Origin of the sequence: Pseudarthrobacter sp. O4, assembly GCF_050157025.1 — a bacterium.
Classification (GTDB): domain Bacteria; phylum Actinomycetota; class Actinomycetes; order Actinomycetales; family Micrococcaceae; genus Arthrobacter.
Genome location: NZ_CP189591.1, coordinates 4189300 through 4216174, shown reverse-complemented (window position 1 = coordinate 4216174; position 26875 = coordinate 4189300). Strand labels below are relative to the sequence as shown.

Here is a 26875-nt window from a genome sequence, read left to right as displayed (position 1 = left end):
GAGTGGCGCCCGACGACGCCTGACCTGCACAAACGAGGTATGTTCCCTGCCGCAGTCACGCAGGACCCCGAGAGAACCTAGGGTGTGGGACGCTCCCCAGCATTCGGCGGTGCTGGGCCTCACGTCCCGACTGGGTCCACCGCTATTGCCGTGCCCTCGACCGGTGGAGCATCCAACGGAGAACAGTTCGGCCAACTCTGACATGGTGTGATCGCCGGCCGCGTGCAGCTTCACGAGGCGGGGCTCCTGGCCGATGGAGAGCCTGGGTTTCTTCCCGCGCAGCCGGCCCTTGGCCTTGGCGACTTTTCATCCCCTCCCGTGTGCGGGCACAGATGAGATCCCCTTCAATCTCGGCAACCATCGCCAAAGCATTGAACAGCAGCTTTCCCGTTGGATCGTTCGGGTCATGGACGGATCCGCCGATGCTGAGCTTGTTCCCACGGCCAGAGTTCATCGGCTATCTCGCGGGCGTCCAGGACAGAGCCGGCCAACCGGTCGAGCTGGTGACAACGAAGGTATCGCAGGCACAGTTCGCTCCCAGTGCTTCACGCAGTCCTCGCCAGTTCCCCATACGAACGACGGATTGTGCAGACACCTTCGGGATTTCCGTGCGGTCCGCTGGTGACAAGACCAGCAAGTGCACATGACGTCAGGCACCCGTGCAGTCCTTCGGAAAATGGCAGCTAAATAAAAGTCTTCACACGCCCGATAGTGTCATGTACCATTGCACATATGATGTGACACGGCCCACAGGGACCGTGTTTACCTAGTCCACACATGGAAGATCGCTATGACCCTTTCAGAAATCGCGAACGGCAAGCTCGCCCCCCGTACCGGCATCAAGCTGGACAATATCTCAAAGCGTTATGGCGACCACGTCGTCCTTGACGATGTCTCCCTGCACGTCGAGCCCGGGACGGTAACGGCGCTCATTGGCCCCTCCGGCGCCGGCAAGAGCACATTCCTTCGGTGCATCAACCTCCTGGAGCGGCCTGACTCCGGCACCATCCAGGTGGGCGAACACACCATTCAGCCGGGTAAAGACGTCAATGCCCCGGACCTTGCCGCGCTGCGGCGCACGGTCGGCATGGTTTTTCAGTCCTTCAACCTTTTTCCGCACATGTCCGCGCTGAAGAACATCAGCTTTCCGCAGCAGAAGGTTCTTGGCCGCAGCAAGGAGGAAGCCGATGAGCGTTCGATGCAGCTGCTTGAGCGGGTGGGCCTGAAGGAGAAAGCGGGCCAGCATCCTGGCCGGTGCTCCGGAGGTCAGCAGCAGCGCATTGCCATCGCGCGGGCTCTGGCCCTGGACCCGGGCATCATGCTCTTCGATGAACCGACTTCAGCCCTCGACCCCGAGGTGGGGCTTGAAGTCCTGGCCGTGATGCGCGAGCTGGCAGCAGATGGGATGACGATGATCGTTGTAACCCACGAGATGCAGTTCGCCCGTGACGTCTCGGACACGCTTGTCGTGATGGCCGACTGCAAGATCATCGAGCAAGGCGATCCGCGGGCCATCATGAGCGATCCCCAGGAGGCCCGTACCCGCCGCTTCCTGCGCGCCGTGCTGGAGCGCTGACATGGATGCGCTCTCCGCCGTCCTGCAGGGGCTGCCCATGACCCTGGGGCTGACCCTGTCGGCGTTCGCCATCGGCATTGTCGGTGCCGTTCCCCTCGCCATCGGACTGTCATCATCGAATTTGCCGGTGAGGCTGGCCTCCCGGCTCTTCGTTGATCTTGTCCGGGGAGTGCCAATCATCGTGTGGCTGTTCCTGCTCAAGTTCGGCATCCAGATCGGCACCTTCAAGTTCAACCCGGTCAGCGCGGCCATCGTCGGCCTCGGTATTGTCTCCGTGGCCTACCTGGCCGAGATCTTTCGCGGCGGTCTGCAGTCTGTCCCCCGAGGTCAGGGCGAGGCGTCACACGCCCTGGGGCTGGCCCCGGCGGCCACGTTCTTCGGTGTGCTGGCCCCGCAGGCTTTCCGCATCGTATCCCCGTCCATCGCCACCTACCTGACCGGCCTGCTCAAGGACTCCTCGATCGCCTCGACGATCATCGTCACCGAGATGGTGTTCCAGTCCCAGGCCTTCGCACGGCAGCACCCCACGGTCGAGGGGATCCTGCCCTACATCATCGTGGGCGTCCTCTACATCGTGCTTAGCCTGCCGGTTGCCTATCTGTCCCGTCGACTCGACTCCCGCATGAGGAAGGCCATCTACGCATGACTTGGCTTACAGAATGGGTGGGCTACCTCCCGCAGATGATGTCCGGCCTCGGCGTCAGCCTCCTGATCGCAGGCATCTCAATCTTCTTCGGCTATCCGCTGGGTCTGGGCCTCAGCCTCATGGTGACCGCCAAGAACCTGGCCGTCCGTACTCTCGGACTCGCCGTCGTCGAGATCGGCCGCGGCGCACCGGCCCTGGTGATCCTCTACCTCTTCTACTACGGCCTGCCGAAGTTCGGGATCGCATTCGAGAGCATCACAGCCGCATGCCTCGCCCTCACCTGGAACTCGGCAGCGTACTCGAGCGAGATCATGCGAGCGGGCCTCCAGTCCGTGGCCCGCGGACAGCAGGAGGCCTCCAACGCCTTAGGCCTGTCGCAGCGCGACACCTTCTTCCGGGTCATCATGCCGCAAGGCATGCGCTCAGCGATCCCCGGACTGATGGGCGTCGCGATCCAGGTATTCCAAGGAACGTCGCTGGCTTACGGCATTGCCGTCCCTGAATTGATGAAGACGGCCTACAACATCGGCAGCCAGGACTTCAACTACCTGCAAATCTTCACCCTCGCTGGCCTCTGCTATGCCGTCATCTCGATGCCGGCCACGTGGATCACCGTCTTCTTCGAGAAGCGCATGGGCCGCCACACCTGACCGTTCCACCCCACCTACTCCGCACCATCCCCAACACACCCAGGAGAAACCATGAAAACGCACCCCCTCAAGAGCGCCGGCATCCTGACTGCCACCGCGATCACCCTCGGCCTCGCACTAACGGCGTGCGGCGGATCCACGAATGCGAGCACATCGTCGTGCACACCCCAGCATTCGGGAATCCAGACCGTCGCCCCGGGCAAGCTCACGGTGGGCGTCATCGATATCCCGCCGTTCAGCAGCTACAACAGCGGCAAGCCCAACGGCATCGACATCGCAATCGTCAACAAGATCGCCAAGGACGAGTGCCTCGAACCGGCCTACCAGCAGGCCACCTACGCGGATGCCGTCCAGTCCATTTCCGGCGGCAACATCGACCTGGCAGTCGGCACGATCGACGCAACCGAGAAGCGCCTCAAGGCCGTTGACTTCTCCGCCTCCACATATCTGGACGGCATGGGCATCACCTCGAAGACCGGCGCCACCACCGTCACGGACCTTGAGAAGATGAACAAGGTGGGCACGATCGACGGCTACTTGTGGGTTGAAGACCTCAAGAAGATCCTGGGCGACAAGCTTGTCACCTACCCAAGCAGTGTTGAGCTCAAGGCCGACTTCGACGCCGGCCGACTCGACGCGGACGTCGACGCCTATGGTGTGCAGGTGCTCCAGTTCAAGGATGTCGCCGGCGTCAAGGTGGCGCTTGCGAATGAGAAGCCGGACCCGCGGGTGGGGGCAATCGCCAACGCACCCGAGGCCGCTTTCCCGATGACCAAGGGCAACAATAGCCTGCGCGAAGCGCTCGACGCCGGCATCACCGCACAGCGCGGGGATGGGACCATCACCAAGCTCCTGACCGACGCCGGCTTGTCCGAGGGGCTCGGGAAGGTTGCCTCGAAGCAGTACGTGGTTCCCGCAAGCTGACCCCGCCGACCGACCCAGAGTGCCGGGCTTCGGCCCGGCACCACATTTAGACCACCTGTGCAATGTCACATGGTAGACTGGCTGTGAGGCAGCTCACGGCAACACAATGACGGCGCCGCGTGTGCCCCACGAAAGGACATGATCATGACCGAAACCCGCAAGCCCTGGCACGGCGTACTCGTCGCCACAGCACTGCCGTTCAACGACGACCTGAGCATCGACTACGACGCCTATGCCGAACACGTCCAGTTCCTGGCCAGTGCAGGCTGCGACGGTGTGGCCCCCAACGGCTCCCTGGGCGAATACCAGACCCTGAGCGAGGAAGAGCGCGCCCGCGTCATCACGACGGCGGTCGAGGCGGCGCCCGAGGGCTTCACCGTCATGGCAGGAGTGGGCGCCTACGGGGGCCTGCAGACGCTGAAGTGGGCGGAGCAGGCCGTCGAGGCCGGAGCCAGCTCGCTGATGCTGCTCCCTCCGAACGCCTACCGGGCCAACGACGACGAGGTGGTGGACCACTACCGCCGCGCTGCCGCCGTCGGGCTGCCGATCGTGGCATACAACAACCCCATCGACACCAAGGTGGACCTGACCCCGCAGCTCATTGCCCGCCTTCACGGCGAAGGCCTCATTGTCGGCGTCAAGGAATTCACCGGCGACGTGCGCCGCGCCTACGAAATCAAGGAGCTGGCCCCCGAGGTCGATCTGCTCATCGGCACCGACGACACCGTAGTCGAGATGGGCCTGGCCGGTGCCGTCGGCTGGGTGTCCGGCTACCCCAACGCAATTCCGGAGTCCACCCTCGAGCTCTACCGGCTCTCCACCTCGGGCGACGTCTCGGATCTGGAGCGCGCCCGTGAGATCTACTGTGATCTGCACTCCCTGCTGCGTTGGGACAGTAAGACGGAATTCGTCCAGGCCATCAAGTTGTCCATGGACGTCGTGGGCCTGCGCGGTGGCGTCTGCCGCCCGCCGCGCGGACCGCTCAGCGCAGCAGTGCGCGACGCCGTCGTCCGCGACACCGAGGCGGCCCTCGCCAAGGGCTACAAGTAACCTCAGGTCCACGCCAGATTCCAGGCCAAGCCTGCCTTCCCGGTGCGGCGCCGCGCGCCGCACCGGGATCCGACACCACAGGAACCCAAGGAGTACCCGATGAGAACCAACCGCATTTTCCACGCCGTGGACTCGCATACCGAGGGCATGCCCACGCGCGTCATCACGGGCGGCATCGGGACGATCCCTGGCGCCACCATGGCGGAGCGCCGCCTGTGGTTCATGGAGCACTGCGATTGGATCCGCACCCTCCTCATGACCGAGCCGCGCGGCCACGCTTCCATGAGCGGGGCCATCCTCCAACCGCCCACACGGCCGGATGCGGACTTCGGCGTCCTCTTCATTGAAGTGTCCGGGCTCCTGCCCATGTGCGGGCACGGCACCATCGGCGTCGCGACCGTGCTGGTGGAGACCGGAATGGTCGAGGTGGTCGAGCCGGTCACGACGGTGCGGCTGGACACGCCGGCCGGCCTGGTGATCGCCGAAGTATCCGTCGAGGACGGGAGGGCGGCGTCGGTCACGCTGCGCAACGTCCCTTCCTTCGTGGACCGGCTCGATGCCACGGTGGAAGTCCCCGGCTACGGCACCGTCGCCTATGACCTGGCCTTCGGCGGGAACTTCTACGCGATCGTAGACCTCGACAGCCTCGGACTGCCCTTTGAGCGCTCGCGCAAGGATGACCTGCTCAAGGCCGGCCTCGCGATCATGGACGCCATTAACGCCGCGGACGAGCCCGTGCACCCCGAGCGTGCCGACATCCGCGGCTGCCACCACGTCTACCTCAAGGCTCCCGGTTCCACGGCCGAGCACTCCCGCCATGCCATGGCCATCCATCCGGGCTGGTTCGACCGCTCACCGTGCGGCACCGGCACCAGCGCCAGGATGGCTCAGCTGCACGCCCGCGGCGAGCTCGCCCTGGGCGCCGACTTCGTCAACGAGTCCTACATCGGTTCGCGCTTCACCGGCAGGCTGATCGAGGAGACCGAGGTGGCCGGCCGGCCGGCCGTTGTCCCAACAGTGACAGGCAGGGCGTGGCTGACCGGCACGGCGCAGTACTTCCTCGATCCCACCGATCCGTTTCCAGCAGGGTTCCTGCTGTGAGCCTTCCCTACTTTGATGCGGCGGCCGTTCGCGCGGCCGCCCCGTGGACGACGGCGATCGCGGCCCTGGAGCGGGCCCTCCGGAACGGCGTGGATCCGGAGGAGGACAGTCCGAGGCTCTTCAGCCCCGCCCCGGGCGGGGCATTCCTCCTCATGCCGGCGGTCGGCCGCAGCTACAGCGGCATCAAGGCCCTCACCGTTGCCCCGGGCAACCCCGCGCGCGGACTGGAGAAGATCCAAGGCGTCTATCTCCTCGTCGACTCCGGCACCCTGGCGCCGCTGGCTGTGATGGACGGCAACGAACTCACCGCAATCCGCACGCCTGCCACCACGCTCCTGGCCGTAAAGCATATCCGGGGCGCCGCGTCCGGCGGCGCCCCGGAGCCTCCCCGGGTGCTCGTGTTCGGCGCCGGAACCCAGGCACTCAACCACGTTCGTGCGGCGAACGCGGTCATCCCCGATGCAAAGTTTTCAGTCGTCGGACTGCGCCCCGAGCGCGTGCGGACGCTCATCGCGCAGCTGGCCACCGAGGACATCGAGCTCCGCCCGGGAACCGTCGCAGAGGTGCCCGACGCGGACATCGTGCTCTGCACGACCTCCTCGCGCACTCCGCTCTTCGACGGCAGACTGGTGGCCCCCGGAGCCGTGGTCGCCGCGGTGGGTCAGCACGGACTGGACGCGCGCGAGGTTGACGCCGCACTCGTGCGCCGCAGCGACGTCGTCGTGGAGGGACGCGCCTCCGCCTGGCGCGAGGCCGGAGACCTGATCCCGGCCCGAACCGTCCAGGAGTGGGAAGCCATCCGTCCCGCCAACCTTCAAGACCTGGTCACCGGACGGTTTAATCGCACGCCCGGCCGGCCGTGCCTGTACGCCGGCGTTGGCATGGCATGGGAAGACCTCGTCACGGCCGCCGTGGTGTATGAAGAAGGAAGAAGCACGCCATGAAGACCGCACAAGGAGTTCTCACCGTGTCAGTCAACAACGAACTCCCGATAGCACCGCTCGGCCGCCAGTACAGCCTGCGCGAATCCGTCACAGAGTCTCTGCGCACCGCCATCATCGCCGGCACGCTCAAGGAAGGCACCCTGTACTCTGCGCCCGCCCTGGCCGCGGCCTTCGGCGTCTCGGCCACGCCCGTGCGGGAAGCCATGATGGATCTGACCCGCGAAGGCCTGGTCGAGACGATGAAGAACAAGGGATTCCGCATCACCAGCATGAGCGACCGTGAGCTCGACGAGCTCTCGGAGATCCGGCTGCTCCTTGAGCCTCCCGTGATGGCCGACATTGCCGGGACCGTCCCGCCCTCAGGCATCACCACACTTCGCTCGATGGCAGACGCCATCGTCAACGCAGCGCGTGAGGGGGACCTGGCCTCATATCTGGCCGCCGACCGCGATTTCCACGCCGAGCTTCTGCGCTACACCGGCAACAACCAGCTCGTTGAGCTCGCGACCAGTCTTCGCGCACGCACCCGGATGTACGGTCTCAAAACGCTGAGCGAGAGCGACCGCCTGGCCGACTCGGCCCAAGAACACCACGAGTTGCTCAACCTCATTGAATCAGGCGACGGACCGGCGGCACGCGAGCTCATGCGCCGCCACATCGGCCACGCCCGCGGCCTCTGGGCCACCGGTGAGCACGAAAAACCAGACCAGGAGCAACAGCCATGAACGCAGCCAGCGACGTACTCGTCATTGGCGCCGGAGTCGTCGGTGCGGCCACCGCGTACTTCGCCGCGCAGCAGGGCCTGACCGTCACAGTCCTGGACAAGGGCCTGCCGGCCAGCGGCACATCCTCCGCATGCGAGGGGAACATTCTGGTCTCGGACAAGGAACTCGGCCCCGAACTCGAACTGACACGCTACTCCCTGGAGGTATGGCACGGAGACCTGGGCGAGCACAAGAAGCTCTGGGAATTTGAGTCCAAGGGCGGGATCATCGTGGCCTCCCGCGAAAGCAGCCTCGCCTCCCTTCACCGCGTCATGGCCGTCCAGACCGGCTACGGCGTCGCCGTCGAGGAGCTTGACCGCGATGCGCTACGGGAAGCAGAGCCGCATATTTCCCCCGAGGCCCTTGGCGGGGCCAGTTACCGCGAGGACTGCCAGGTCCAGCCGATGCTCGTCGCGGCCCACCTCGTCCGACTCGCAACCGAGGCGGGGGCCCGCTTCTTGGCGGGGACGCCCGTGACGGGTTTCCTGCGCAGCGGCGACCGCGTGACCGGTGTGCGGACCCCTCGAGGGGATTTCGCCGCCGGCGCCGTCGTGAACTGCACCGGCACCTGGGCGGGGGAACTCGCCGCACTGGCCGGCGTCAACGTACCGGTCCTGCCCAGACGGGGCTTCGTCTTGGTCACCGAGCCGCTCCCGCCGATGGTCCACCACAAGGTCTACGCGGCGGAATACATCGACAACGTCGGCAGTTCAGACGCCGGGCTGCAGGCCTCGCCCGTGGTTGAGAGCACCCCCGGAGGAACCATCCTGATCGGCTCGACGCGGGAGCGCGTGGGCTTTGACCGCTCGGTGAGCACCAGCGCACTGCGCCTGCTTGCCCGCAACGCGACCGCCCTCTTCCCTTTTCTTGAGGACGTCAAGGCCATCCGCCACTACCACGGCTTCCGCCCATACTGCCCGGACCACCTGCCGGTGATCGGACACGATGAGCGCGCCCCCGGGCTATGGCACGCCGCCGGGCACGAGGGCGCCGGCATCGGCCTGTCCGCCGGAACCGGCAAGCTCCTGGCCCAGGCCCTGGCCGGCCAGTCCCCGGATCTGGACCTTTCCCCCTTCGCGCCGGCCCGCTTCGGCTTGGCGGCTGATCCCACCCCGACACATCACCAGGAGGCTACCGCATGAGCACCCAGGCACAGAGCGCGGCAGAGACGCCCGGCGGGTCTACCGATGAACTAACCCTCCGCTTCGACGGCCGCCCGCTCAAGGCTGCACCCGGCCAGAGCGTCGGCGCCGCCCTGGTGGCCCATGGCATCACCGCCTGGCGGAGCACGCGCAAGGGAGAGAGGCCGCGCGGGTTATTCTGCGGAATCGGCGTATGCTTCGACTGCCTTGTCACCGTCGACGGCGCGGCCAACCAGCGTGCGTGCCTCGTTGAAGTAAGTGATGGCATGCAGATTGACGGCTCGTACCCTCATGCTGAGGGAGGCCGGCCGTGAGCCCTGGCGAGGTTGGCGGCCTCGTAAAGGCTGACGTAGCCGTCGTGGGCGCCGGACCCGCCGGCCTGGCCGCGGCCGTCGCGGCCGCCGAGGCAGGGGCCCTGGTCGCAGTTGTGGACGCCGGCGCCCAGCCGGGCGGGCAGTTCTGGCGCCATCGCCCCGAGCCCGTAGTGCCGGAGCCAGACGGTGCCGGGCACCATGGCTGGCGCAATTACGTTGACCTCCGTGCCCGCTTCGACACGGCGCGCCGCCGTGGGCAAATCACCTACCTTCCCGGCCTCCAGGTCTGGATGCCGGAGAAGAACGACGCCGGCTTCACCCTGCGCACGACGCCAACTGTGGCCGGGGCAAGATCCGAAGACGCGTCCGGCAACGGCCCAGCGGGCTCTGGCGCCGGCGTCGGGCGGACCGTCGTCGCGCGCCGTCTGGTGCTGTGCCCGGGAGGCTACGACCGGCAGCTGCCGGTCCCCGGCTGGGAGCTGCCCGGGGTCATGGCCGCCGGAGGCATCCAGGCCTTCCTGAAAGGAAACGGAACACTGCCAGGTCGCAGATTCGTCGTCGCCGGCACCGGCCCGTTCCTGCTCCCGGTGGCGGCCGGAATCGCGGAAGCCGGCGGCCAGGTCCTTGCTGTGCTCGAGTCCTCCTCCCCGACAGCATGGCTGCCGCATCTGCGCGCGGCCGCCGGAGTTCCCGGGAAGGCCCTTGAAGGGGCCGAGTACGCAGCAGTGTTCGCCCGGCACCGGATCCCGTACCGTACCCGCAGCATCGTCACCGAGATCCTCGGCCAGGACCGTGCCTCAGGCGTGCGGACGGCAAAGGTCGATGCCGACGGCAGGGTCCGGCCCGGCACCGAAGGCGTCTACGACGACGTCGATGTGGTCGGCTTTGGCTGGGGCTTCACTCCCCAGATGGAACTGCCCGTAGCCCTCGGCGCCGATACCAGGCTCGACGCCGACGGCTCCCTTGTCGGCATCGTCGATGAGCGTCAGGAGTCCAGCATCCCCGGCCTGTTCCTGGCGGGGGAAGTCACCGGCGTCGGAGGGGCATCCCTGGCCGTAATTGAAGGTCTCACGGCAGGAGCGGCAGCGGCCCGGGAGCCCGGCGCGGGGGCCTACGCCGCACCGTCGCGCGCCGAACCGTCCCGCGCCGCACGGCATCGGCGCTTCGCCGAGGCCATGCACCGGGCCCACCCGGTGCCCGCCGCTTGGCAGGAATGGCTCACACCCGACACGACCGTGTGCAGGTGCGAGGAGGTCACTGCCGGCCAGCTCACCGAGGCCCGGGAAACGCTTGAGGCCCGCGACAGCCGCAGCCTGAAATCCTTCACCCGTGCCGGCATGGGCTGGTGCCAGGGCAGGGTCTGCGGTTTCGCAACAGCCTGCCTTGGGGCCGGGCCGGGTGCTTCGGCCTCCGCCCAGTCCCTGAAAGACGCCGCCAAGAGACCGCTCGGCGCGCCCGTCAGCATCGGCGAACTCGCCTCCCTCGACATTGCAGACAGCTGAAACCAATACCACTGACCCCGTTCCGGAAGGACACCGCACATGACCGCGATCGCCCCCGCCATAGTAGAGCCCACCACTGATGCCGAACTTGAGTCGCTCCTCGCCGCCGCGCATACGGCCGCCGCGCCGCTCGCGGCCTTGCGCCCGGCTGAGCGCGCCACCCTGCTCGACTGCGTGGCGGACGCCCTCGACGCAGCGGCAGACCAGCTGATCCCGGTGGCCGAACGCGAGACCAACCTGCCCGAGGCCCGTCTCCGGGGCGAGCTAAAGCGCACCACCTTCCAACTGCGCCTCTTCGGAGAGGTGCTCCGAGATGGCGCCTACCTGGACGCCCGTGTGGACCACGCCGACGCCGACTGGCCCATGGGCGCGCCGCGGCCAGACCTGCGCCGCATGCTGGTGCCCCTGGGCCCGGTCCTCGTGTTCGCAGCCAGCAACTTTCCCTTCGCGTTCTCGGTGGCAGGCGGCGACACCGCCTCCGCCCTTGCCGCGGGCAGCCCCGTGCTGCTCAAGGCCCATTCCGGGCACCCGGGTCTCTCCCGGATGACCGGCGAAGTGGTCACAACAGCCCTCGGCGCGGCCGGAGCACCAGAGGGCGCCTTCGCTCTGATCACCGGTACCGCCGCCGGCTCCGCGGCGTTGCGGGACCCCCGGGTCAAAGCCGGAGCTTTCACCGGCTCCATCCCCGGCGGACGGGCGCTCTTCGACATCGCAAGCTCCCGGCCCGAACCGATCCCCTTCTTCGGCGAGCTGGGCAGCAACAACCCGGCATTCGTCACCGAAGCCGCAGCCGCCGAGCGTGGCGCGGAGATCGCCGAAGGGTTCCTTGGGTCCTTCACCCTGGGGGCCGGGCAGTTCTGCACCAAGCCCGGCATGCTGTTCGTCCCGGCCGGCTCGGGCGTCGTGGAGGCGCTGCGCAATGCCACCCTGCCGCCTGCCGCTCCACTGCTCAACGAACGGATCCAGTCCGGCTACACAGCGGTGCTCGCTGGCCTGCAGGACAACCCCCGCATCGACGTCCTGGCCCAGGGCCCGGCACCTCTGGCCGCCCCTCCCGGCCCCACCCTCCTGCTCACCACGGCCGCGGACGTGCTTGCTGAGCCGCAAACGCTCCAGACAGAATGCTTCGGCCCGGCCGCCGTCGTTGTGGCATACGACGACGAGTCCCAACTCCCGGAACTCGCCGGGACCTTCGAGGGGCAGCTGACTGCCACGATCCATGGCACGGAATCTTGCAATGTCGCAGACCTGGTAGAAGTCCTCGCCCGCAAGGCCGGCCGCGTGGTCTGGAACCAGTGGCCCACAGGCGTCTCGGTCACCTACGCCCAGCAGCACGGTGGTCCCTACCCGGCGACGACTGCTGTTGGCAGTACTTCCGTCGGCACCGCCGCGATCGAACGCTTCCTCCGACCCGTCGCGTACCAGGGCTTCCCGCAGCATCTGCTGCCCGACGCCCTGCGGGAGGAAAACCCGCTCGGACTGCCGCGCCTCGTAGACGGACGCCGGAACGGGTAGCCGCTCTACGCCATTAGCACGCCATGCATGGCGGAGTGCGCAACCTTGCACGTCGGGCCACCCTGCGGGGGTACCGCAGGGGACGCCCGAAACACCGGGCACGGGGCCGGCCCCTTCCCCTGCACTCGCAACGCGAAAGGAACTGAACTGATGGTTGCTTCAAACTGGCTGCAGGCGGCCGCCTCGCACCTTGTCCGCTGGCGACGCCGGCGGGCGAGCCCGGGACAAGAGATCCTGAGGCGACGCCTCGATGGCGATGATCCCTTCTGGTGGATACTCGCCGGCGGGACGCACGTTCCGGGATTCGGTGCCTATGCAGGAAACAGCCATCCTGTGCAGCCACCTGGGAGATATTGAGCACCGGCTTCAACCAGTGCAAAACGAACAATTCGCTACAACAAAAAGTACGCCACAAATGTGGGGAGGTGCTCCTGTGCCCCGCGCATTGAGGTGGAGATGGGAAACAAACTCGTATGACTTCAACAGACGCCACCGCCATCCGTTCCATGCCGGCACCCCTTGGGACGGACCCCCGCCTGCCCCGGCTGGCAAACATCCCGGCGTTCGCCGATTACATGAGCCAGGGATGGGGCACCCCGGACCGGACGCCGCCCGTCGTGGCCGGTGCTGCAGCAGCGGCCGGGGAGCACCGGGCCCGGGCATCCGAGGCGTTCCGCGGCCAGACCCTGGTCATCGGCGCCGGAACGGCCCCCGTGCGCAGCAATGACACCTACTACAGCTTCCGCCCGGACTCCGATTTTTACTGGCTGACCGGTGCCCCGATTGACGGCGCGGTCCTGGTCATGGCGCCGTCGGCCGCCGGGCACGACTCCGTGCTCTACATCCCGGCACCTTTTTATGCCGACAACCCCGAGTTCTTCACAAATGCCGCCCAGGGGGAGATGTGGGTTGGCTCGGCACCCGATTTTTCCGACTGGGCCGAAGCCTTGGCGCTGCCCGTGAAGCCGCTGGCCGAGCTGGACGCCGGCATCACCGCGGCCATGCGGCCCGGGTCCGCCACCTTGGGTGCCGGCAGCCTGCCTGCCGGGCTTGCCGCCCGCCACGGCATCGACGCCGGTGCCATGCTGGGCAGGGAGCTCTCTACCTTGCGCATGGTGAAGGATCCATGGGAGATCGCCCAGTTGCGCGAGGCCGTGGACCACACGGTTGAAGGTTTTGCGGCCGTGCTGGCCGAGGTGCCCACGGCCATTTCCGGCCGCGGCGAACGCTGGCTGCAGGGCACCTTTGACCGGCACGCCCGTGCCTACGGCAACGGAGTCGGCTACGCCACCATTGTGGGCAGTGGAAAGCATGCCCCCACGCTGCACTGGGTGCGGTGTGACGGCCCCGTCCTGGAGGACCAGGTCCTGCTGCTGGACATGGGTGTGGAAACCAACAGTTTCTACACCGCCGACGTCACGCGCACGTTCCCGGGCTCGGGTACCTTCAGCCCTATCCAGCGGCAGGTCCACGACCTCGTGGAAAAGTCGCACCGGGCCGGGCTTGCCCAGGTGGGGCCGGGCAAGTACTTCGCCGACTTCCACCAGGCCTGCATGGAGGTCATTGCCAACGGCCTGCACGACTGGGGCCTGCTGCCGGTCTCCGTGGACGAGGCGCTGTCTCCGAAAGGCCAGCACCACCGCCGCTACCTGGTGTGCGGGGTGGGCCACCACCTGGGCTTGGATTGCCACGACTGTGCGCAGTCCAGCTACGAGAGCTACCAGGGTGCCCCGATGGTGCCGGGCATGGTGCTGACGGTGGAGCCGGGGCTGTACTTCCACGAACACGACCTCACCGTGCCGCCGGAGCTGCGCGGAATCGGTGTCCGGCTGGAGGACGATACTGTGGTCACTTCCTCGGGCTCTGACGTCATCTCCGACGCCCTTCCGCTGGATGCCACCGGCATTGAGGCATGGATGAAGTTGGCACAGCAAACCCCAGGTTCACGGTAACTCTGCAACACAAGGACGACCCAAGTGCCGGCCGCTGCTCCCCCGCCTGTTACTCCCGGGCCGCTACTCCCCACCTGCGGCGGGGCGCAGGGTCCCGATGAGCTGGTCGATCACGCCGGCGTCCTCGATTGTGGACGGCACCACGTAGTCGTCGCCGTCGGCGATCTGACGCATGGTCTTGCGCAGGATCTTTCCCGAACGCGTCTTGGGCAGGGCCTCCACCACGGTGACGTGCTTGAAGTCCGCCACCGCCCCGATGTCGCGCCGCACCAGGGCAATGAGGTCCTTGACCAGAGTCTCCTCGGGCACGTCCACCCCGGACTTGAGCACCACATAACCGCTGGGCCGCTGGCCCTTGAGCGGGTCGGCGAGACCGATCACGGCGCATTCGGCCACCGCCGGATGCTGCCCGATCACCTGTTCCATCGCACCCGTGGAGAGCCTGTGTCCGGCCACGTTGATGATGTCGTCGGTCCGGCCCATGACGAAGACGTAGCCGTCCTCGTCCCGGTAGCCGGAGTCGCCGGTGGCGTAGTAGCCCTCGAACGCCTGAAGGTAGGACGAAATGTAGCGTTCGTCGTTGCGCCAGAGCGTGGTGAGCGTGCCCGGCGGCAGCGGCAGTCCCAGGACGATGTTGCCTTCCGTGCCGGCCTCGACGTCCTCGCCGGTGCCATCGACGACGTCGAGCCTGAAGCCGGGCATCGGGACACTGGGCGAGCCTGCCTTGATCGGCAGCTCATCGAGGCCGCGGGGGTTGGCGCAGATGGCCCAGCCGGTCTCGGTCTGCCACCAGTGGTCCACCACCGGGACGCCCAGGACCCGGGAGGCCCAGTGGAAGGTGTCCGTGTCCAGCCGCTCACCGGCCGCAAACAGGGTGCGCAGGCCGGAAATGTCGTACTGTTCGAGCAGCTTTGCCTCGGGGTCGGCCTTCCGGATGGCGCGCAGCGCGGTGGGCGCGGTGAACAGCACGTTGACATTGTGGTCCTGGATCACCCGCCAGAACGCGCCGGCGTCGGGCGTCCCCACCGGCTTTCCCTCGTACAGGACGGTGGTGGCGCCGGCCAGCAGCGGCCCGTAGACGATGTAGGAATGCCCCACCACCCAGCCGACATCGGAGGCGGTCCACATGACGTCCCCCGGGCCGACGTCGTAAATGTTTTCCAGGGTCCAGCTGAGCGCCACTGCATGGCCGCCGTTGTCCCGCACGACGCCTTTGGGGGCGCCCGTGGTTCCCGAGGTGTAGAGGATGTAGAGCGGATCGGTTGCCTTGACGTCGACCGGTGCGGCCGGCTCGGCGGCGGCCATCTCGGTGTCCCAGTCCAGCCAGCCGGCGTGGTCGGCCACAGTGGAGTCGAAGCCTTCCCTGGCCTTGACCAGCACCGGGGTGTCCGGCGTGCCCGCCAGTTCCAGGGCGTCTGCGACGGCGGGCAGGTATTCGACCCGGCGTGATGGCTCGAGGCCACCGGACGCCGTCACCACTGCGGCGGGGGCTGCGTCCCGGATGCGGGCGGCGAGTTCCTTGGGCGCGAAGCCGCCGAAGACCACGGAGTGCACGGCGCCGAGCCGGGCGGTGGCGAGCATCGCGATGGCCGCTTCAGGGATCATGGGCATGTAGATCACGACGCGGTCGCCCTTGCCCACGCCGTGGCTGCGCAGGACCCCGGCGAAGCGGGCCACCAGCTCCGTGAGTTCGGCATAGCTGAAGCGCTGCTGGGTTCCCAGCATGGCGGAGTCGTAGATCAGGGCGTCCTGTGCGCCGCGGCCTTCCGCCACGTGGCGGTCCAGGGCATTGTAGGAAGTGTTCAGGACCCCGTCCGGAAACCAGCCGTAGAGCGGTGCCCGGCTGGAATCGAGCGCCTGCCGCGGCGGCGTCGACCACGAGATCCTGCGCGCGGCTTCCAGCCAGAATTCTGCGGGCTGTTCGAGGCTGCGTTCGTAACTGTCCCGGTAGCTCTTGGTGACCATGAAATGAATCCCGTCCACGACGTTGTGATGGAGCTCATGGTAGCCCGGCCCCGGCGGACAGCACAAGGGCCTGTGTATACACAGCTGGTGCTTTGCGGCCCGATATTGGAGAATTACTGGCCAAATGGCCCGCGCGTGTATACACTGTTTCTGGTCCATCACTGAGGGCCCAGCACCGAAGGAGGCAGGATGCGCGCCAGCGACAAGGCCTACGCGGCCCTACGCGACGACATCATTGAATGGCGTCTCCTACCCGGAACGGTGCTTGCGGAAGTAGAGCAGTCCGAACGGCTCGGCATCTCACGCACCCCGCTGCGGGAGGCCCTGAGCCGGCTCACCGCAGAGGGCCTGACGACGACGGCGGGCGTCCGCGGCGTCGTCGTCACCGACATTTCGCTCGAGGACATCGATGAGCTGTTCGAGCTGCGCGAAACCCTGGAAGGGAAGGCCGCCGCCCTGGCCGCCGAACGCGGCGACCGCGCGACCTTTGAGCAGCTGCGGAACGAACTGCTCCAGGCCCCCGCCTTGATCAACGGCGGGGATCCGGCCCGGCACGACTACTACGGGCTCGTCGGAAGGCTGGACTCGGCCATCGACGCCGCGATCTCCAACTCCTACCTGGCCCAGGCGATGCGCAGCCTGCGCGTGCACCTGGTCCGGGTCCGCCGGCTCGCGGCCGACGACGCGGCCCGGCTCACCGCAGCCGCCGCCGAACACGCAGCCATTGCCGAGGCGATCGCAGCCGGCAACCCCCGGCTGGCCGAAGCCGCCACGACGCTCCATCTGCACCGCAGTCTTTCCCACGTCAAAGCCACGCACATACTTCACTAAAAAAGGAGCACCATGGTTAAGGAACACCACGTCCGCGTTTACAAGAGCGAGGAAAACTTGGCCCGCGAGGACCAGCTCGCCTACAAGATCGCCAAGGTGGCCGCGGATCCCGTCGCCGTCACCGACGAGGTCACCGACATGGTGATCAACCGCGTCATCGACAACGCCTCGGTGGCCATCGCCTCGCTGAACCGTGCACCGATCGTCGCCGCCCGCGCGCAGGCGCTGACCCACGGCCCGACCACCGGCGGCAAAGGCTCGAAGGTCTTCGGCATCGAAGAGCGGGTGGCCCCCGAATGGGCGGCCTGGGCCAACGGCGTCGCGGTCCGTGAACTCGACTACCACGACACCTTCCTCGCCGCGGACTACTCGCACCCGGGTGACAACATCCCGCCGGTCCTCGCCGTGGCCCAGCACGTCGGTTCCAGCGGCCAGGACCTGATCCGCGGCATCGCCACCGGGTACGAGATCCAGGTCAACCTGGTCAAGGCCATCTGCCTGCACGAACACAAAATCGACCACGTCGCACACCTCGGCCCCTCCGCTGCCGCCGGCATCGGGACCCTGTTGGGGCTCGACGTCGAGACCATCTTCCAGTCGATCGGCCAGGCCCTGCACACCACCACCGCCACCCGGCAGTCCCGCAAAGGCGAGATCTCCACCTGGAAGGCCCACGCACCGGCATTTGCCGGCAAGATGGCCGTCGAATCCACGGACCGTGCCATGCGCGGCCAGACCTCCCCGGTGCCGATCTACGAAGGCGAAGACGGCGTCATCGCCTGGATGCTGGACGGCCCCGACGCCAACTACACCGTGCCGCTGCCCGAAGCCGGCGAAGCCAAGCGCGCCATCCTGGACACCTACACCAAGGAACACTCTGCCGAATACCAGGCGCAGGCCTGGATCGACCTCGCCCGCAAGCTGCACGGCGAGCATCCCGAGCTGAAGGACCCCGCCAACGTGGAGTCGGTGCTGATCAAGACCAGCCACCACACCCATTACGTGATCGGCTCCGGCGCCAACGATCCGCAGAAGTACAGCCCCACGGCCAGCCGCGAAACGCTGGACCACTCCATCCCGTACATCTTCACCGTCGCACTGCAGGACGGCGCGTGGCACCACGTCGATTCCTACGCCCCCGAACGCGCGGCGCGTCCGGACACCGTGGAACTCTGGCACAAGGTCACCACCGTCGAGGACCCGGAATGGACCCGGCGCTACCACTCCCTCGACATCGCCGAGAAGGCCTTCGGCGGTTCCGTGGAGATCACGCTCAAGGACGGCACGGTCATCACCGATGAGATCGCCGTCGCCGATGCGCACCCGCTGGGTGCCCGGCCGTTCGCCCGGGAACAGTACGTGAACAAGTTCCGCACCCTCGCCGCCGGGCTCGTGGCCGACGAAGAAATCGAACGCTTCCTCGCCGCCGCCGCCAGGCTGCCCGAACTCGCCGCCGGTGAACTGGACCAGCTCAACATCCAGGCGGCCGACGGCGTGATCGACCCCGCCGCCGCACCGAAGGGGCTCTTCTGATGCTGTACTCGAAGGTCACGCCGGAGCAGAAGCGGACCCGCTTCCGCGAGCTCCTGGCCTCCGGAACCGTCCAGCAGTTCCCGGGCGCGTTCAACCCGCTCTCGGCACGGCTGATCGAGGAGAAGGGCTTCGCCGGGGTCTACATTTCCGGCGCCGTCCTGGCCAACGACCTCGGCCTGCCGGACATCGGCCTCACCACCCTCACCGAAGTGGCCACCCGGGCCGGGCAGATCGCCCGGATGACGGACCTGCCCTGCATCGTCGATGCCGACACCGGCTTCGGGGAGCCGATGAATGTGGCCCGCAGCGTGCAGGAACTGGAGAACGCGGGCCTGGCCGGCTGCCACATCGAGGACCAGTTCAACCCAAAGCGCTGCGGCCACCTTGACGGCAAGAACGTCGTGGACCTCGACACCGCCACCAAGCGCATCCGCGCGGCGGCCGACGCGCGGCGTGACCCCAACTTCCTGATCATGGCACGGACCGACATCCGCGCCACCGACGGGCTGCAGGCCACCCAGGACCGGGCGCGGGCCCTCGTCGACGCCGGGGCGGACGCCATCTTCCCCGAGGCGATGAAGGACCTCAGCGAGTTCCAGGCGATCCGTGACGCCGTCGACGTGCCGATCCTGGCCAACATGACCGAATTCGGCCAGAGCGCACTGTTCACGGTGGAGCAGCTGGCCGGCGTCGGGGTCAACATGATCATTTATCCGGTGACGCTGCTCCGTAGTGCCATGGGCGCTGCGGAGCGTACTCTGGAATCGATTAGGGACGACGGAACACAGGAGTCACAGGTTGGAAACATGCTGACCCGTGCGCGTTTGTATGACCTCGTGGACTATGAGGCCTACAACCGTTTTGACACCGGGGTCTTCAATTTCCAGATCCCCGGTCAGTGATCCCCGCATCCGATTTCCGGCTCCGGCCGGCACAACAGGCGACAGGAACAAAGGAGTTTCAGCATGGCTGAACAAGAGATCAAAAAGGGCCTCGCCGGCGTCGTAGTGGACTACACCGCGGTGTCCAAGGTAAACCCGGACACGAATTCACTGCTGTACCGGGGCTACCCCGTGCAGGAGCTGGCCGCCAGGTGCAGCTTCGAGGAAGTTGCCTACCTGCTGTGGAATGGCGAGCTGCCCACCCCGGAGCAACTGGCGGAATTCATGGCCAGGGAACGCGCCGGACGTGCGCTTGACCCTGTCGTCAAACAGGTGATCGACGCTCTGCCGGTCACCTCCCACCCGATGGATGTCTGCCGGACGGCGGCCTCCGTGATGGGTGCCCGGCACCCCCTCGCTGAGGACTCCTCCCGCGAGGCCAATCTGGCCAAGGCCATTGATCTGTTCGCGGCAATGCCCGCCGTGGTCGCCTACGACCAGCGGCGCCGTCACGGCCAGGACGTGGTGGAACCCCGCGAGGATCTGGGTTACGACGCCAACTTCCTCTGGATGACGTTCGGCGAGGAGTCCGTCCCCGAAGTAGTCGACGCGTTCAATGTCTCCATGATTTTGTACGCCGAGCACTCCTTCAATGCCTCCACTTTCACGGCCCGGGTGATCACGTCCACGCTCTCGGATCTTCATTCGGCCGTGACCGGGGCCATCGGCGCGCTCAAGGGCTCGCTCCACGGTGGGGCCAACGAGGCCGTCATGCACACCTTCGACGAGATCGGCATCCGGCCGGAGGAGTCACTGGACGAGGCGCACACCCGGGCCAAGGCCTGGATGGAAAACGCCCTGGCCCAGAAGAAGAAGGTCATGGGCTTCGGCCACCGCGTCTACAAGCACGGCGACTCCCGCGTGCCCACCATGAAGGCCGCCCTGGACAAGATGATTGCGCACTACGGCCGCCCCGAGCTGCTGGGCCTGTACAACGGGTTGGAAACGGCGATGGACGAGGCCAAGGCGATCAAGCCGAACCTCGATTATCCGACCGGTCCCACCTACCACCTCATGGGCTTCGACACCGCGACCTTCACTCCCCTGTTTGTCGCCAGCCGCATCACCGGCTGGACCGCGCACATCATGGAGCAGCTGGACGCGAATTCGCTGATCCGTCCGCTGAGCGAATACAACGGCGTCGAGGAACGGCACGTGCCGTAACTACGACTTAACAACGGAACAGCGCACGACGGCGGGCCGGTTACCTCTGGGAGGCGACCGGCCCGCCGTCGTTTATGGGCCCTTCGCATTTAGGCATGGTTGGTCTGTTTGATCCGGTAGGGACGGTGTCCTCCGGCGGCGAGCAGGCATCTGAGTCTGTAGTTGGGGAAGTTGCGGAAGCCGCGGGCGATTCTGCGGGTGGTTTCGATGACGCCGTTGATCGCTTCGGTGGGTCCGTTGGAGGCGCCAGCGGTGTCGAAGTAGGCCAGGATCGCGGCCTTCCAGGCCCGCAGGCTCCGGCCGAGCCGGGCGACTTCCGGGATCGGACAGGTCGGGAACGACGCGAGGACCTCGTTGACGAGTTCCCGGCCTTTCTCCGGCCTGGCGTGGTAGATGTTGCGGAGCTTCTGGTAGCACTGCCAGGCCAGCGTGACTTCGTGGCCGTGGTCCCCGGCCACAAGCTTGGCATCGAGCCGTGCGGTCTGTTTCTCGGTGAGGTGTTCGGCGCCGATCTGCAGCGTCCGGCGGATCCCGTAGAGCGGATCGCCCTTGCGGCCGCGGTGCCCCAGGGTCTCCTGCTGAACCCGCCGGCGGACTTCGTCGACCATGGCCGATCCCAATTTCACAACATGGAAAGCGTCCAGGACCGTGATGGCTTCGGGCAGTTCGTCGCGGATCGCGTTGGCGTAGCCGCGGAACGGATCCAGCGCCGCTGTTTTGATGCCGGCGGTGAATCCGGTGCCGCGGTCTTTGAGTCAGTCGGCGTAGGCCTTCCCGGACCGTCCCGGAACGAGGTCCAGCAGCCGGGCGTGGACCACGCCGTGGGCGTCGCGGGTGTGGTCCACGATTCCGGTGACCATGCCGGATCCGGGCGGGCCGGTGTGGGACCAGACGTGCTCATCGACGCCGAGCGCATTCACCCCCGTCAGCCTGCCGGCCGCTGCGATCCGCCGGGTGGCCTCTGCCTTGATGGCGTCCCAGGCTGTGTGCCAGGAGACGCCGAGCTGGTGGGCCAAGGCCGAGACCGAGGTGTCGAAACACTGCAACGCGTCGGTCGCCCACCCCACGGCCCGGGTGGTGAGTTTCGCCCGTGGGCCGGCCAGCGGGTGTTCCTCGGTGAACGTGGTCCTCGGGCAGTCCGGGTCCGGGCAGCGCCAGACCCGCTTGGCCCACAGCAGCCGCACCGGCGTGCCGAAACACGGTATGTCGTGCAGGCGGACCTGACGGCGTCCGTGGCCGACCGCGACGACGCCGCAGTCCGGGCAACCGCTGACGGTATCGCCGGTCTCGACGCCCAGAAGCAGGCCGGTCGTAGTTGCCGTGACGGAGCTGACGTGGACGCCCTCGACACCGAGCAGCGCATCCGCGCGCGTGCACCAGCGGCCACCGGAACAAGACATAGAATTATTCATGTCAGGGTCTCTTTTGGGTATTGGTTGCTTGGTCGCTACCAATTCAAAGAGGCCCTGACCTCTTTCCCGCCGCACCACGCCGCACAGGAAACGGCCAACACCGCGGCGGCATTCTCAGACCGCCCTAACCACGCTCATCTGCGAAGGGCCCGTTTATGGGCTCCGGAGGATACTCACAGACGAAGCAACAGTTTCGTTGTCGGCGTTCAGTGTGACGACAATATCCACCGTCCGGCCTTCCAGCACTAGGGGCAGCCAGTGATCCGCGTCCTGCCACATCCGGTCCACGGGCAGCGCCCCCGTAGGGAACCACTCCGGAATAATCTCCGAAGATTCCTGGGGGTGGCCGTGCCACAGACGGGCGGTGAAGAGACGCGTGTGCATGTTCCACTCTGGTTTGGCCGGGAAGACAAATTCCACCACGCCGGCGTCGCTCAGGTCCTGCTGCCGCACTGTAATCCGTGCCTCCTCGAGAACCTCCCGGCAAATTGCCTCGGCGTCGCTCTCCCCCGGTTCGACGTGGCCACCGAGCCCGACGATCCTGCCTTTGCCGAAGCCGGTCTTTTTCAGGCCAAGCAGGACCTCCGTTCCTCCGCCGGGCGCATCGCGGAGCAGGAAGCACAGGGTGACGGGGGCGGAGGTCATGACTCCAAGATTAGCGCTGCAGGGACCCCGCGCCGTTGCCGCCGTCATTCGCGTGGATCGGGCTCATCCGAACTGTCCGAAACGGGCACCGTGCAGCCGTCGACCTCGAGCGGTCTCCGCCCTACGATTGGAGCGTCACGTCAGTCGACGTGGCATTCGTTCCGGTCCATGCACCTATCCAATTGGCAAGGAGATCATGATGCTCGGAGAGCAAATCGGGGAATTCACTGGACAAACCATCAGCACGCGGGTTCTGGAAGACATTGGTCTCGGTCCGCGCAGCGAAGTCACCGATCATCAGGTCGGCACGCTCTGTGGTGTCCAAGTTGACGTCACGGTCACTTACGTCGGCACGATTCGTCCCAGCGGCACGGTCGCCGGCACCGGAAACGGTTTTGTCGTCACCGCAAGCGGGCAGACTGCGACCTTCACCGGCAGCGGCGTCGGTAGATTCACTGGTCCGGGCCAACTCGCCTGGCGGGGTGCATTGTTCTACGAATCCACCTCCGACGAGTTGAGTAGCCTCAACGGGATCGCGGTCTTGTTCGAGTACCAGGTGGCCGACGGCAAGTCCGAAGGCCGCCTGTTCGAGTGGAAGTAGCGCTGCACACTCGGAAATCGACGCAGGTGAGGTCTGGATTCCCGCGGCGGAGCAGCTGGACGCCTGGGACAGCGCGTCGGCGTTCCGGCGGTGAAGTCCGACGTCGACGGTGCCCCGAACGCTTCTAGCCGAGCGCCCGGGGATGCGCCGCGGCGTAGATCTCGCGCAGGGTGTCGGCAGTGACCAGCGTGTACACCTGGGTGGTGGTGACTGAAGCATGGCCAAGCAGCTCCTGGACCACACGGACGTCGGCCCCGCCTTCCAGCAGGTGGGTCGCGAAGGAGTGCCGCAGGGTGTGGGGCGAGACGTCCTTGGTGATGTTGGCCTTCCCGGCGGCCGTCTTGAGGATGGTCCAGGCGCTTTGCCTGCTGATCCGGCCGCCCCTGGCATTCAGGAACAGCGCGGGAGTACCCTTCCCCTTGGCCGCGAGCAACGGCCTGCCACGGACCAAATAGGCGTCGAGGGCCCTGGCCCCGAAGGACCCCAGCGGGACCAGCCGCTCCTTCGATCCCTTACCGAACAGACGGACGATTGCCGGGCCCGTCTCGTCGGCCTGCTGTTCGCCCTGCAGGGAGATGTCGTCGACATCGAGGCCCACGGCTTCGCTGATGCGGGCACCGGTGGAGTACAGGAACTCCAGCAAGGCCCGGTCCCGCAGACCCGTCGCGGTGTCCGCGCCGGCCGCCTCGAGGATCCTCGTCACTTCGTCGACGCTGATGGCCTTGGGCAGGCGTTTGCCGGGCATGGGCGGGTGGACATCGCTGGCGGGATCCGTGGCAGTGACACCTTCCAGCGCCCAGAACTTGTGCAGGCCGCGGACGGCCACCACTGTCCGGGCGGCAGACCGGATGCCCAGGGCGGAACCGCCGTCGGAGCCGTTGGAGAGCGCCTGGACGAAGGAGGTCACGTCGTGCCGGGTGACCTCTGCGGGAAGCTGCCGGCCCGACTGCGCAAGGTGCTTGGCGTAGCGGGCCAGATCCCGACGGTACGCCGAGAGGGTGTTGGCCGCGAGTCCGCGTTCCACGCCCATGTGCTGAAGATAATCCGTCATCGCGCGGTCAATCGCTGTCGGCGCCCGGGCCGGGGCGCCGGGACGCTCTTGCAGGGCGCCCTCTTCCTGCGGGGCGGGTGGCCCGGCCGCCACCAGTTCCACCATCAGCGCTGGCTGGGATGGGCGGGCCACGGCGCGTCGGCCGGGCGGAGGCTCCCGAAGTTGTCGGCGCGGGCCGCCGCGGCGGCAAGGATGCCGACGACAGCCGACGGGTTGTGCAGGCGTCCCTCCAGCACCGCGGCGACGGCGGCGTCGAGCGGCGTCCAGTGCAGCTCGATTTCGGCTTCCTCGTCGGTGCGGACGTGCAGTTCGTGGCCGGGCACATCGCTGAGTCCGCGGGCCAGGTAAATCCGGATGGCTTCGCTGGAGGACCCGGGCGAGTTGAAGAAGTCGGCCAGCACGTTCCACTGTGACGCGACGAGGTCGGCTTCCTCGGCCAGTTCGCGGGCGGCTCCTGCGACGAAGTCCTCGCCCTCGACGTCGAGAAGTCCCGCCGGGATCTCCCAAAGGTCCATCCCGACGGGGTGCCGGTACTGCTTGATCAGCAATAATTCGCCGGCGTCGTTCATCGGCAAAACCGCCACCGCGCCCGGGTGTTCGATGTAGTCGCGGACGAGGGCATCGCCGTCGTCGGTGAGCTGGAAGCTGTCGCTGACAACATCCCAGATCCGGCCTTCGTAGACCGTCTGGGATGACAAAAGACGGCGCGGGCTCGGTTGATCCGAAACCTGCCGTGCAGCATTGGGGGTCTCAGACCTACCGGGCATCGCGCCGTCCTTTGATTAAGTCGGGAGTTACTTGGACGCTACAGCTGATGACGGCTTCGCAGCGGCGGCGGCTTCCTTGGCAGCGGCATCCTTGGCAGGGGCTTCCTCGGCGGCACCTTCCTGGGCGGCACCCTGCCGGCCGTCGTCGGTCTTCTGGTGATCCAGGGCGGCCTTGACCAGCCCCGAGAACAGCGCATGCGGCCGGGTGGGCCGTGAGCTGAGCTCCGGGTGCGCCTGCGTTGCCACGTAATACGGGTGGACGTCGCGGGGAAGTTCCACGTACTCCACGAGCTTGCCGTCGGGGGACGTTCCGGAGAACACCAGGCCCTTGGCGGCGATCTGCTCGCGGTACTTGTTGTTGACCTCATAGCGGTGGCGGTGGCGTTCGCTGACCTTGGTGGTGCCGTACGTCTCGGCGACCACGGAACCTTCATCCAGCTTGGCCTCGTACAGGCCCAGGCGCATGGTGCCGCCCAGGTCGCCCTTGCCGTCGACGATGTCCAGCTGCTCTTCCATGGTGGCAATCACGGGGTACTTGGAATCCGGCTCGAACTCGGACGAGGAAGCACCTTCGAGGCCGACCACGTTGCGGGCGTACTCGATCACCATGCACTGCAGGCCGAGGCACAGGCCCAGAACCGGGAGCTTGGTTTCACGGGCGTATTTCAGGGCGCCCAGTTTGCCTTCGAGGCCGCGGATGCCGAAGCCGCCGGGAACGCAGATCGCGTCCACGCCGTCCAGGGAGTTGACCGCGCCTTCGTGCGTTTCACATTCGTCCGAGGGGACCCAGCGGATCTTGACCTTGGTGTTGTTCGCGAACCCGCCGGCGCGCAGCGCTTCCGTCACGGACAGGTAGGCGTCCGGCAGGTCGATGTACTTGCCGACCAGGGCGATCTCAACCTCGTGCTTGGGGTTGTGGACCGCGTCGAGGAGCTTGTCCCAGCTGGTCCAGTCAACGTCCTTGAAGGGAAGGTCGAGGGCGCGGACGATATAGGAATCCAGGCCCTGTGAGTGCAGGGTTTTCGGGATGTCGTAGATGCTCGGGGCATCGGGGCAGCCGATGACGGCGTCGATGTCGACGTCGCACATGCGGCCGATCTTGTCGCGCATCGGCTGCGGGACTTCGCGGTCCGAACGGATGACGATCGCCTCGGGCTGGATGCCGATGGAGCGCAGCGCGGCAACGGAGTGCTGCGTGGGCTTGGTTTTCAGTTCCTGCGACGGGCCGATGTACGGCACGAGGGAAACGTGGAGGAAGAAGACATTTCCGCGGCCGATGTCCTGGCGGACCTGGCGGGCGGACTCGAGGAACGGCTGCGACTCGATGTCTCCTACGGTGCCGCCGATCTCGGTGATGATGACGTCGGGGGCGTTCTTGCCCTCGGCGGGCAGGCGCATCCGGCGCTTGATTTCATCAGTGATATGCGGGATGACCTGGACGGTGTCGCCGAGGTACTCGCCGCGGCGCTCCTTGGCGATGACCGTGGAGTACACCTGGCCGGTGGTGACGTTGGCCGAGCCTTCGAGGTTTTCATCGAGGAAGCGCTCGTAATGGCCGACGTCGAGGTCCGTCTCGGCGCCGTCGTCGGTCACGAAGACTTCGCCGTGCTGGAAGGGGTTCATCGTGCCCGGATCCACGTTCAGATAGGGATCGAGCTTTTGCATTGTTACAGACAAACCGCGTGCCCGCAGCAGGTGACCGAGGCTCGAAGCCGTCAGTCCTTTGCCGAGCGAGGACGCCACACCACCGGTGACGAAGATGTGTTTGGTCGTCTTGGACGAGCCCGGGAACCGGGAATTTACACGGGAATTTGATCGCTGCACCACGGAGTTCGAGCCTATCATCGATTCTGCTTTGGAAGGGTGTGTTTGCGGGCGGCAACTG

Annotated in this window: 22 protein-coding genes and 3 pseudogenes; 18 read left to right on the top strand and 7 right to left on the bottom strand. The window is 66.7% G+C overall.

Annotated features, from left to right (window positions below):
* Nucleotides 1-162 precede the first annotated feature (162 nt).
* A pseudogene (locus ACQCSU_RS19500) lies at nucleotides 163-571 on the bottom strand (recombinase family protein); the annotation flags it as partial.
* Nucleotides 572-790: 219 nt separating this feature from the next.
* Here ACQCSU_RS19500 and ACQCSU_RS19495 point away from each other — a divergent pair.
* The 13 genes from ACQCSU_RS19495 (at nucleotide 791) to ACQCSU_RS19435 (ending at nucleotide 14080) form a co-directional block, all read left to right on the top strand.
* Nucleotides 791-1576 carry an amino acid ABC transporter ATP-binding protein gene (locus ACQCSU_RS19495; protein WP_426976923.1) on the top strand — a complete coding sequence of 262 codons (786 nt, stop codon included), beginning with the start codon at nucleotides 791-793 and terminating at the stop codon, nucleotides 1574-1576.
* Nucleotide 1577: 1 nt separating this feature from the next.
* Nucleotides 1578-2222, top strand: coding sequence for an amino acid ABC transporter permease (locus ACQCSU_RS19490; RefSeq protein WP_426976922.1), 645 nt, complete (start codon nucleotides 1578-1580; stop codon nucleotides 2220-2222).
* A complete protein-coding gene (locus tag ACQCSU_RS19485; protein ID WP_426976921.1) occupies nucleotides 2219-2872 on the top strand; it encodes an amino acid ABC transporter permease in 654 nt (217 codons plus the stop codon). The genes ACQCSU_RS19490 and ACQCSU_RS19485 overlap by 4 nt, the downstream gene beginning before the upstream one ends.
* A gap of 51 nt (nucleotides 2873-2923) precedes the next feature.
* Nucleotides 2924-3796, top strand: a complete 873-nt coding sequence (locus tag ACQCSU_RS19480; protein WP_426976920.1) for a substrate-binding periplasmic protein — start codon at nucleotides 2924-2926, stop codon at nucleotides 3794-3796.
* A 144-nt stretch (nucleotides 3797-3940) separates the two neighbouring features.
* Nucleotides 3941-4846 (top strand): dihydrodipicolinate synthase family protein, encoded by a 906-nt coding sequence (locus ACQCSU_RS19475; RefSeq protein ID WP_426976919.1) that lies wholly within the window; start codon nucleotides 3941-3943, stop codon nucleotides 4844-4846.
* Nucleotides 4847-4945: 99 nt separating this feature from the next.
* Nucleotides 4946-5947 (top strand): proline racemase family protein, encoded by a 1002-nt coding sequence (locus ACQCSU_RS19470; protein WP_426976918.1) that lies wholly within the window; start codon nucleotides 4946-4948, stop codon nucleotides 5945-5947.
* On the top strand, nucleotides 5944-6891 hold the full coding sequence (locus ACQCSU_RS19465) for an ornithine cyclodeaminase family protein (protein ID WP_426976917.1): 948 nt from the start codon (nucleotides 5944-5946) through the stop codon (nucleotides 6889-6891). The genes ACQCSU_RS19470 and ACQCSU_RS19465 overlap by 4 nt, the downstream gene beginning before the upstream one ends.
* On the top strand, nucleotides 6888-7616 hold the full coding sequence (locus ACQCSU_RS19460) for a GntR family transcriptional regulator (protein ID WP_426976916.1): 729 nt from the start codon (nucleotides 6888-6890) through the stop codon (nucleotides 7614-7616). The genes ACQCSU_RS19465 and ACQCSU_RS19460 overlap by 4 nt, the downstream gene beginning before the upstream one ends.
* Nucleotides 7613-8797: an NAD(P)/FAD-dependent oxidoreductase gene (locus tag ACQCSU_RS19455; protein ID WP_426976915.1), complete on the top strand. Its 1185-nt coding sequence runs from the start codon at nucleotides 7613-7615 to the stop codon at nucleotides 8795-8797. The genes ACQCSU_RS19460 and ACQCSU_RS19455 overlap by 4 nt, the downstream gene beginning before the upstream one ends.
* A complete protein-coding gene (locus tag ACQCSU_RS19450) occupies nucleotides 8794-9111 on the top strand; it encodes a (2Fe-2S)-binding protein (RefSeq protein WP_426976914.1) in 318 nt (105 codons plus the stop codon). The genes ACQCSU_RS19455 and ACQCSU_RS19450 overlap by 4 nt, the downstream gene beginning before the upstream one ends.
* A complete protein-coding gene (locus tag ACQCSU_RS19445; protein ID WP_426976913.1) occupies nucleotides 9108-10613 on the top strand; it encodes an FAD-dependent oxidoreductase in 1506 nt (501 codons plus the stop codon). Before ACQCSU_RS19450 ends, ACQCSU_RS19445 begins: the two co-directional genes overlap by 4 nt.
* Nucleotides 10614-10652: 39 nt before the next feature.
* Complete coding sequence (locus ACQCSU_RS19440) at nucleotides 10653-12128, top strand: aldehyde dehydrogenase (NADP(+)) (RefSeq protein ID WP_426976912.1); 1476 nt, start codon at nucleotides 10653-10655, stop codon at nucleotides 12126-12128.
* A 473-nt stretch (nucleotides 12129-12601) separates the two neighbouring features.
* The gene (locus ACQCSU_RS19435; protein ID WP_426976911.1) at nucleotides 12602-14080 is read left to right on the top strand and encodes an aminopeptidase P family protein; all 1479 of its coding nucleotides are present in this window, start codon (nucleotides 12602-12604) and stop codon (nucleotides 14078-14080) included.
* A 63-nt stretch (nucleotides 14081-14143) separates the two neighbouring features.
* Here the strand turns inward: ACQCSU_RS19435 and ACQCSU_RS19430 are convergent, their stop codons facing one another.
* A complete protein-coding gene (locus ACQCSU_RS19430; RefSeq protein WP_426976910.1) occupies nucleotides 14144-16045 on the bottom strand; it encodes an AMP-binding protein in 1902 nt (633 codons plus the stop codon).
* A gap of 189 nt (nucleotides 16046-16234) precedes the next feature.
* Between ACQCSU_RS19430 and ACQCSU_RS19425 the strand changes: the two are divergent.
* From ACQCSU_RS19425 to ACQCSU_RS19410, 4 genes and pseudogenes are all read left to right on the top strand, one after another.
* Nucleotides 16235-16896 (top strand): annotated as a pseudogene (locus tag ACQCSU_RS19425) (GntR family transcriptional regulator).
* Entirely contained in the window at nucleotides 16889-18409 is a 1521-nt protein-coding gene (locus ACQCSU_RS19420; RefSeq protein WP_426976909.1) for an MmgE/PrpD family protein, read from the top strand. The pseudogene ACQCSU_RS19425 and the gene ACQCSU_RS19420 overlap by 8 nt, the downstream one beginning before the upstream one ends.
* A complete protein-coding gene (gene prpB / locus ACQCSU_RS19415; protein ID WP_426976908.1) occupies nucleotides 18409-19311 on the top strand; it encodes a methylisocitrate lyase in 903 nt (300 codons plus the stop codon). Before ACQCSU_RS19420 ends, prpB begins: the two co-directional genes overlap by 1 nt.
* A gap of 63 nt (nucleotides 19312-19374) precedes the next feature.
* Nucleotides 19375-20514, top strand: coding sequence for a bifunctional 2-methylcitrate synthase/citrate synthase (locus ACQCSU_RS19410; RefSeq protein ID WP_426976907.1), 1140 nt, complete (start codon nucleotides 19375-19377; stop codon nucleotides 20512-20514).
* Nucleotides 20515-20603: 89 nt separating this feature from the next.
* Here the strand turns inward: ACQCSU_RS19410 and ACQCSU_RS19405 are convergent.
* Both ACQCSU_RS19405 and ACQCSU_RS19400 read right to left on the bottom strand, forming a co-directional pair.
* Nucleotides 20604-21926 (bottom strand): annotated as a pseudogene (locus ACQCSU_RS19405) (ISL3 family transposase).
* A gap of 153 nt (nucleotides 21927-22079) precedes the next feature.
* A complete protein-coding gene (locus tag ACQCSU_RS19400) occupies nucleotides 22080-22571 on the bottom strand; it encodes an 8-oxo-dGTP diphosphatase (protein ID WP_426976906.1) in 492 nt (163 codons plus the stop codon).
* A 196-nt stretch (nucleotides 22572-22767) separates the two neighbouring features.
* Here ACQCSU_RS19400 and ACQCSU_RS19395 point away from each other — a divergent pair, with 196 nt between their 5' ends.
* Nucleotides 22768-23172 (top strand): hypothetical protein, encoded by a 405-nt coding sequence (locus ACQCSU_RS19395; protein ID WP_426976905.1) that lies wholly within the window; start codon nucleotides 22768-22770, stop codon nucleotides 23170-23172.
* Between the two features lie 124 nt (nucleotides 23173-23296).
* Here ACQCSU_RS19395 and xerD read toward each other — a convergent pair whose 3' ends face one another.
* The 3 genes from xerD to ACQCSU_RS19380 all read right to left on the bottom strand — a co-directional run bounded on the left by xerD (nucleotide 23297) and on the right by ACQCSU_RS19380 (nucleotide 26835).
* Complete coding sequence (xerD, locus tag ACQCSU_RS19390) at nucleotides 23297-24223, bottom strand: site-specific tyrosine recombinase XerD (RefSeq protein ID WP_426979861.1); 927 nt, start codon at nucleotides 24221-24223, stop codon at nucleotides 23297-23299.
* A 104-nt stretch (nucleotides 24224-24327) separates the two neighbouring features.
* On the bottom strand, nucleotides 24328-24990 hold the full coding sequence (locus ACQCSU_RS19385; protein ID WP_426976904.1) for an NUDIX domain-containing protein: 663 nt from the start codon (nucleotides 24988-24990) through the stop codon (nucleotides 24328-24330).
* A 27-nt stretch (nucleotides 24991-25017) separates the two neighbouring features.
* Entirely contained in the window at nucleotides 25018-26835 is a 1818-nt protein-coding gene (locus tag ACQCSU_RS19380; RefSeq protein ID WP_426976903.1) for a CTP synthase, read from the bottom strand.
* Nucleotides 26836-26875 lie beyond the last annotated feature (40 nt).

Excerpts from the sequence above, each read along its gene's own strand:
- ACQCSU_RS19385 (WP_426976904.1), bottom strand. The coding sequence starts at position 24,990 with ATGCCCGGTAGGTCTGAGACCCCCAATGCTGCACGGCAGGTTTCGGAT.
- prpB (WP_426976908.1), top strand. The coding sequence starts at position 18,409 with ATGCTGTACTCGAAGGTCACGCCGGAGCAGAAGCGGACCCGCTTCCGC.
- ACQCSU_RS19380 (WP_426976903.1), bottom strand. The coding sequence starts at position 26,835 with ATGATAGGCTCGAACTCCGTGGTGCAGCGATCAAATTCCCGTGTAAAT.
- ACQCSU_RS19450 (WP_426976914.1), top strand. The coding sequence starts at position 8,794 with ATGAGCACCCAGGCACAGAGCGCGGCAGAGACGCCCGGCGGGTCTACC.
- ACQCSU_RS19490 (WP_426976922.1), top strand. The coding sequence starts at position 1,578 with ATGGATGCGCTCTCCGCCGTCCTGCAGGGGCTGCCCATGACCCTGGGG.
- ACQCSU_RS19475 (WP_426976919.1), top strand. The coding sequence starts at position 3,941 with ATGACCGAAACCCGCAAGCCCTGGCACGGCGTACTCGTCGCCACAGCA.
- ACQCSU_RS19455 (WP_426976915.1), top strand. The coding sequence starts at position 7,613 with ATGAACGCAGCCAGCGACGTACTCGTCATTGGCGCCGGAGTCGTCGGT.
- ACQCSU_RS19395 (WP_426976905.1), top strand. The coding sequence starts at position 22,768 with ATGATGCTCGGAGAGCAAATCGGGGAATTCACTGGACAAACCATCAGC.
- ACQCSU_RS19440 (WP_426976912.1), top strand. The coding sequence starts at position 10,653 with ATGACCGCGATCGCCCCCGCCATAGTAGAGCCCACCACTGATGCCGAA.
- ACQCSU_RS19495 (WP_426976923.1), top strand. The coding sequence starts at position 791 with ATGACCCTTTCAGAAATCGCGAACGGCAAGCTCGCCCCCCGTACCGGC.
- ACQCSU_RS19435 (WP_426976911.1), top strand. The coding sequence starts at position 12,602 with ATGACTTCAACAGACGCCACCGCCATCCGTTCCATGCCGGCACCCCTT.
- ACQCSU_RS19460 (WP_426976916.1), top strand. The coding sequence starts at position 6,888 with ATGAAGACCGCACAAGGAGTTCTCACCGTGTCAGTCAACAACGAACTC.
- ACQCSU_RS19410 (WP_426976907.1), top strand. The coding sequence starts at position 19,375 with ATGGCTGAACAAGAGATCAAAAAGGGCCTCGCCGGCGTCGTAGTGGAC.
- ACQCSU_RS19400 (WP_426976906.1), bottom strand. The coding sequence starts at position 22,571 with ATGACCTCCGCCCCCGTCACCCTGTGCTTCCTGCTCCGCGATGCGCCC.
- ACQCSU_RS19470 (WP_426976918.1), top strand. The coding sequence starts at position 4,946 with ATGAGAACCAACCGCATTTTCCACGCCGTGGACTCGCATACCGAGGGC.
- ACQCSU_RS19480 (WP_426976920.1), top strand. The coding sequence starts at position 2,924 with ATGAAAACGCACCCCCTCAAGAGCGCCGGCATCCTGACTGCCACCGCG.
- xerD (WP_426979861.1), bottom strand. The coding sequence starts at position 24,223 with ATGACGGATTATCTTCAGCACATGGGCGTGGAACGCGGACTCGCGGCC.
- ACQCSU_RS19430 (WP_426976910.1), bottom strand. The coding sequence starts at position 16,045 with ATGGTCACCAAGAGCTACCGGGACAGTTACGAACGCAGCCTCGAACAG.
- ACQCSU_RS19420 (WP_426976909.1), top strand. The coding sequence starts at position 16,889 with ATGGTTAAGGAACACCACGTCCGCGTTTACAAGAGCGAGGAAAACTTG.
- ACQCSU_RS19485 (WP_426976921.1), top strand. The coding sequence starts at position 2,219 with ATGACTTGGCTTACAGAATGGGTGGGCTACCTCCCGCAGATGATGTCC.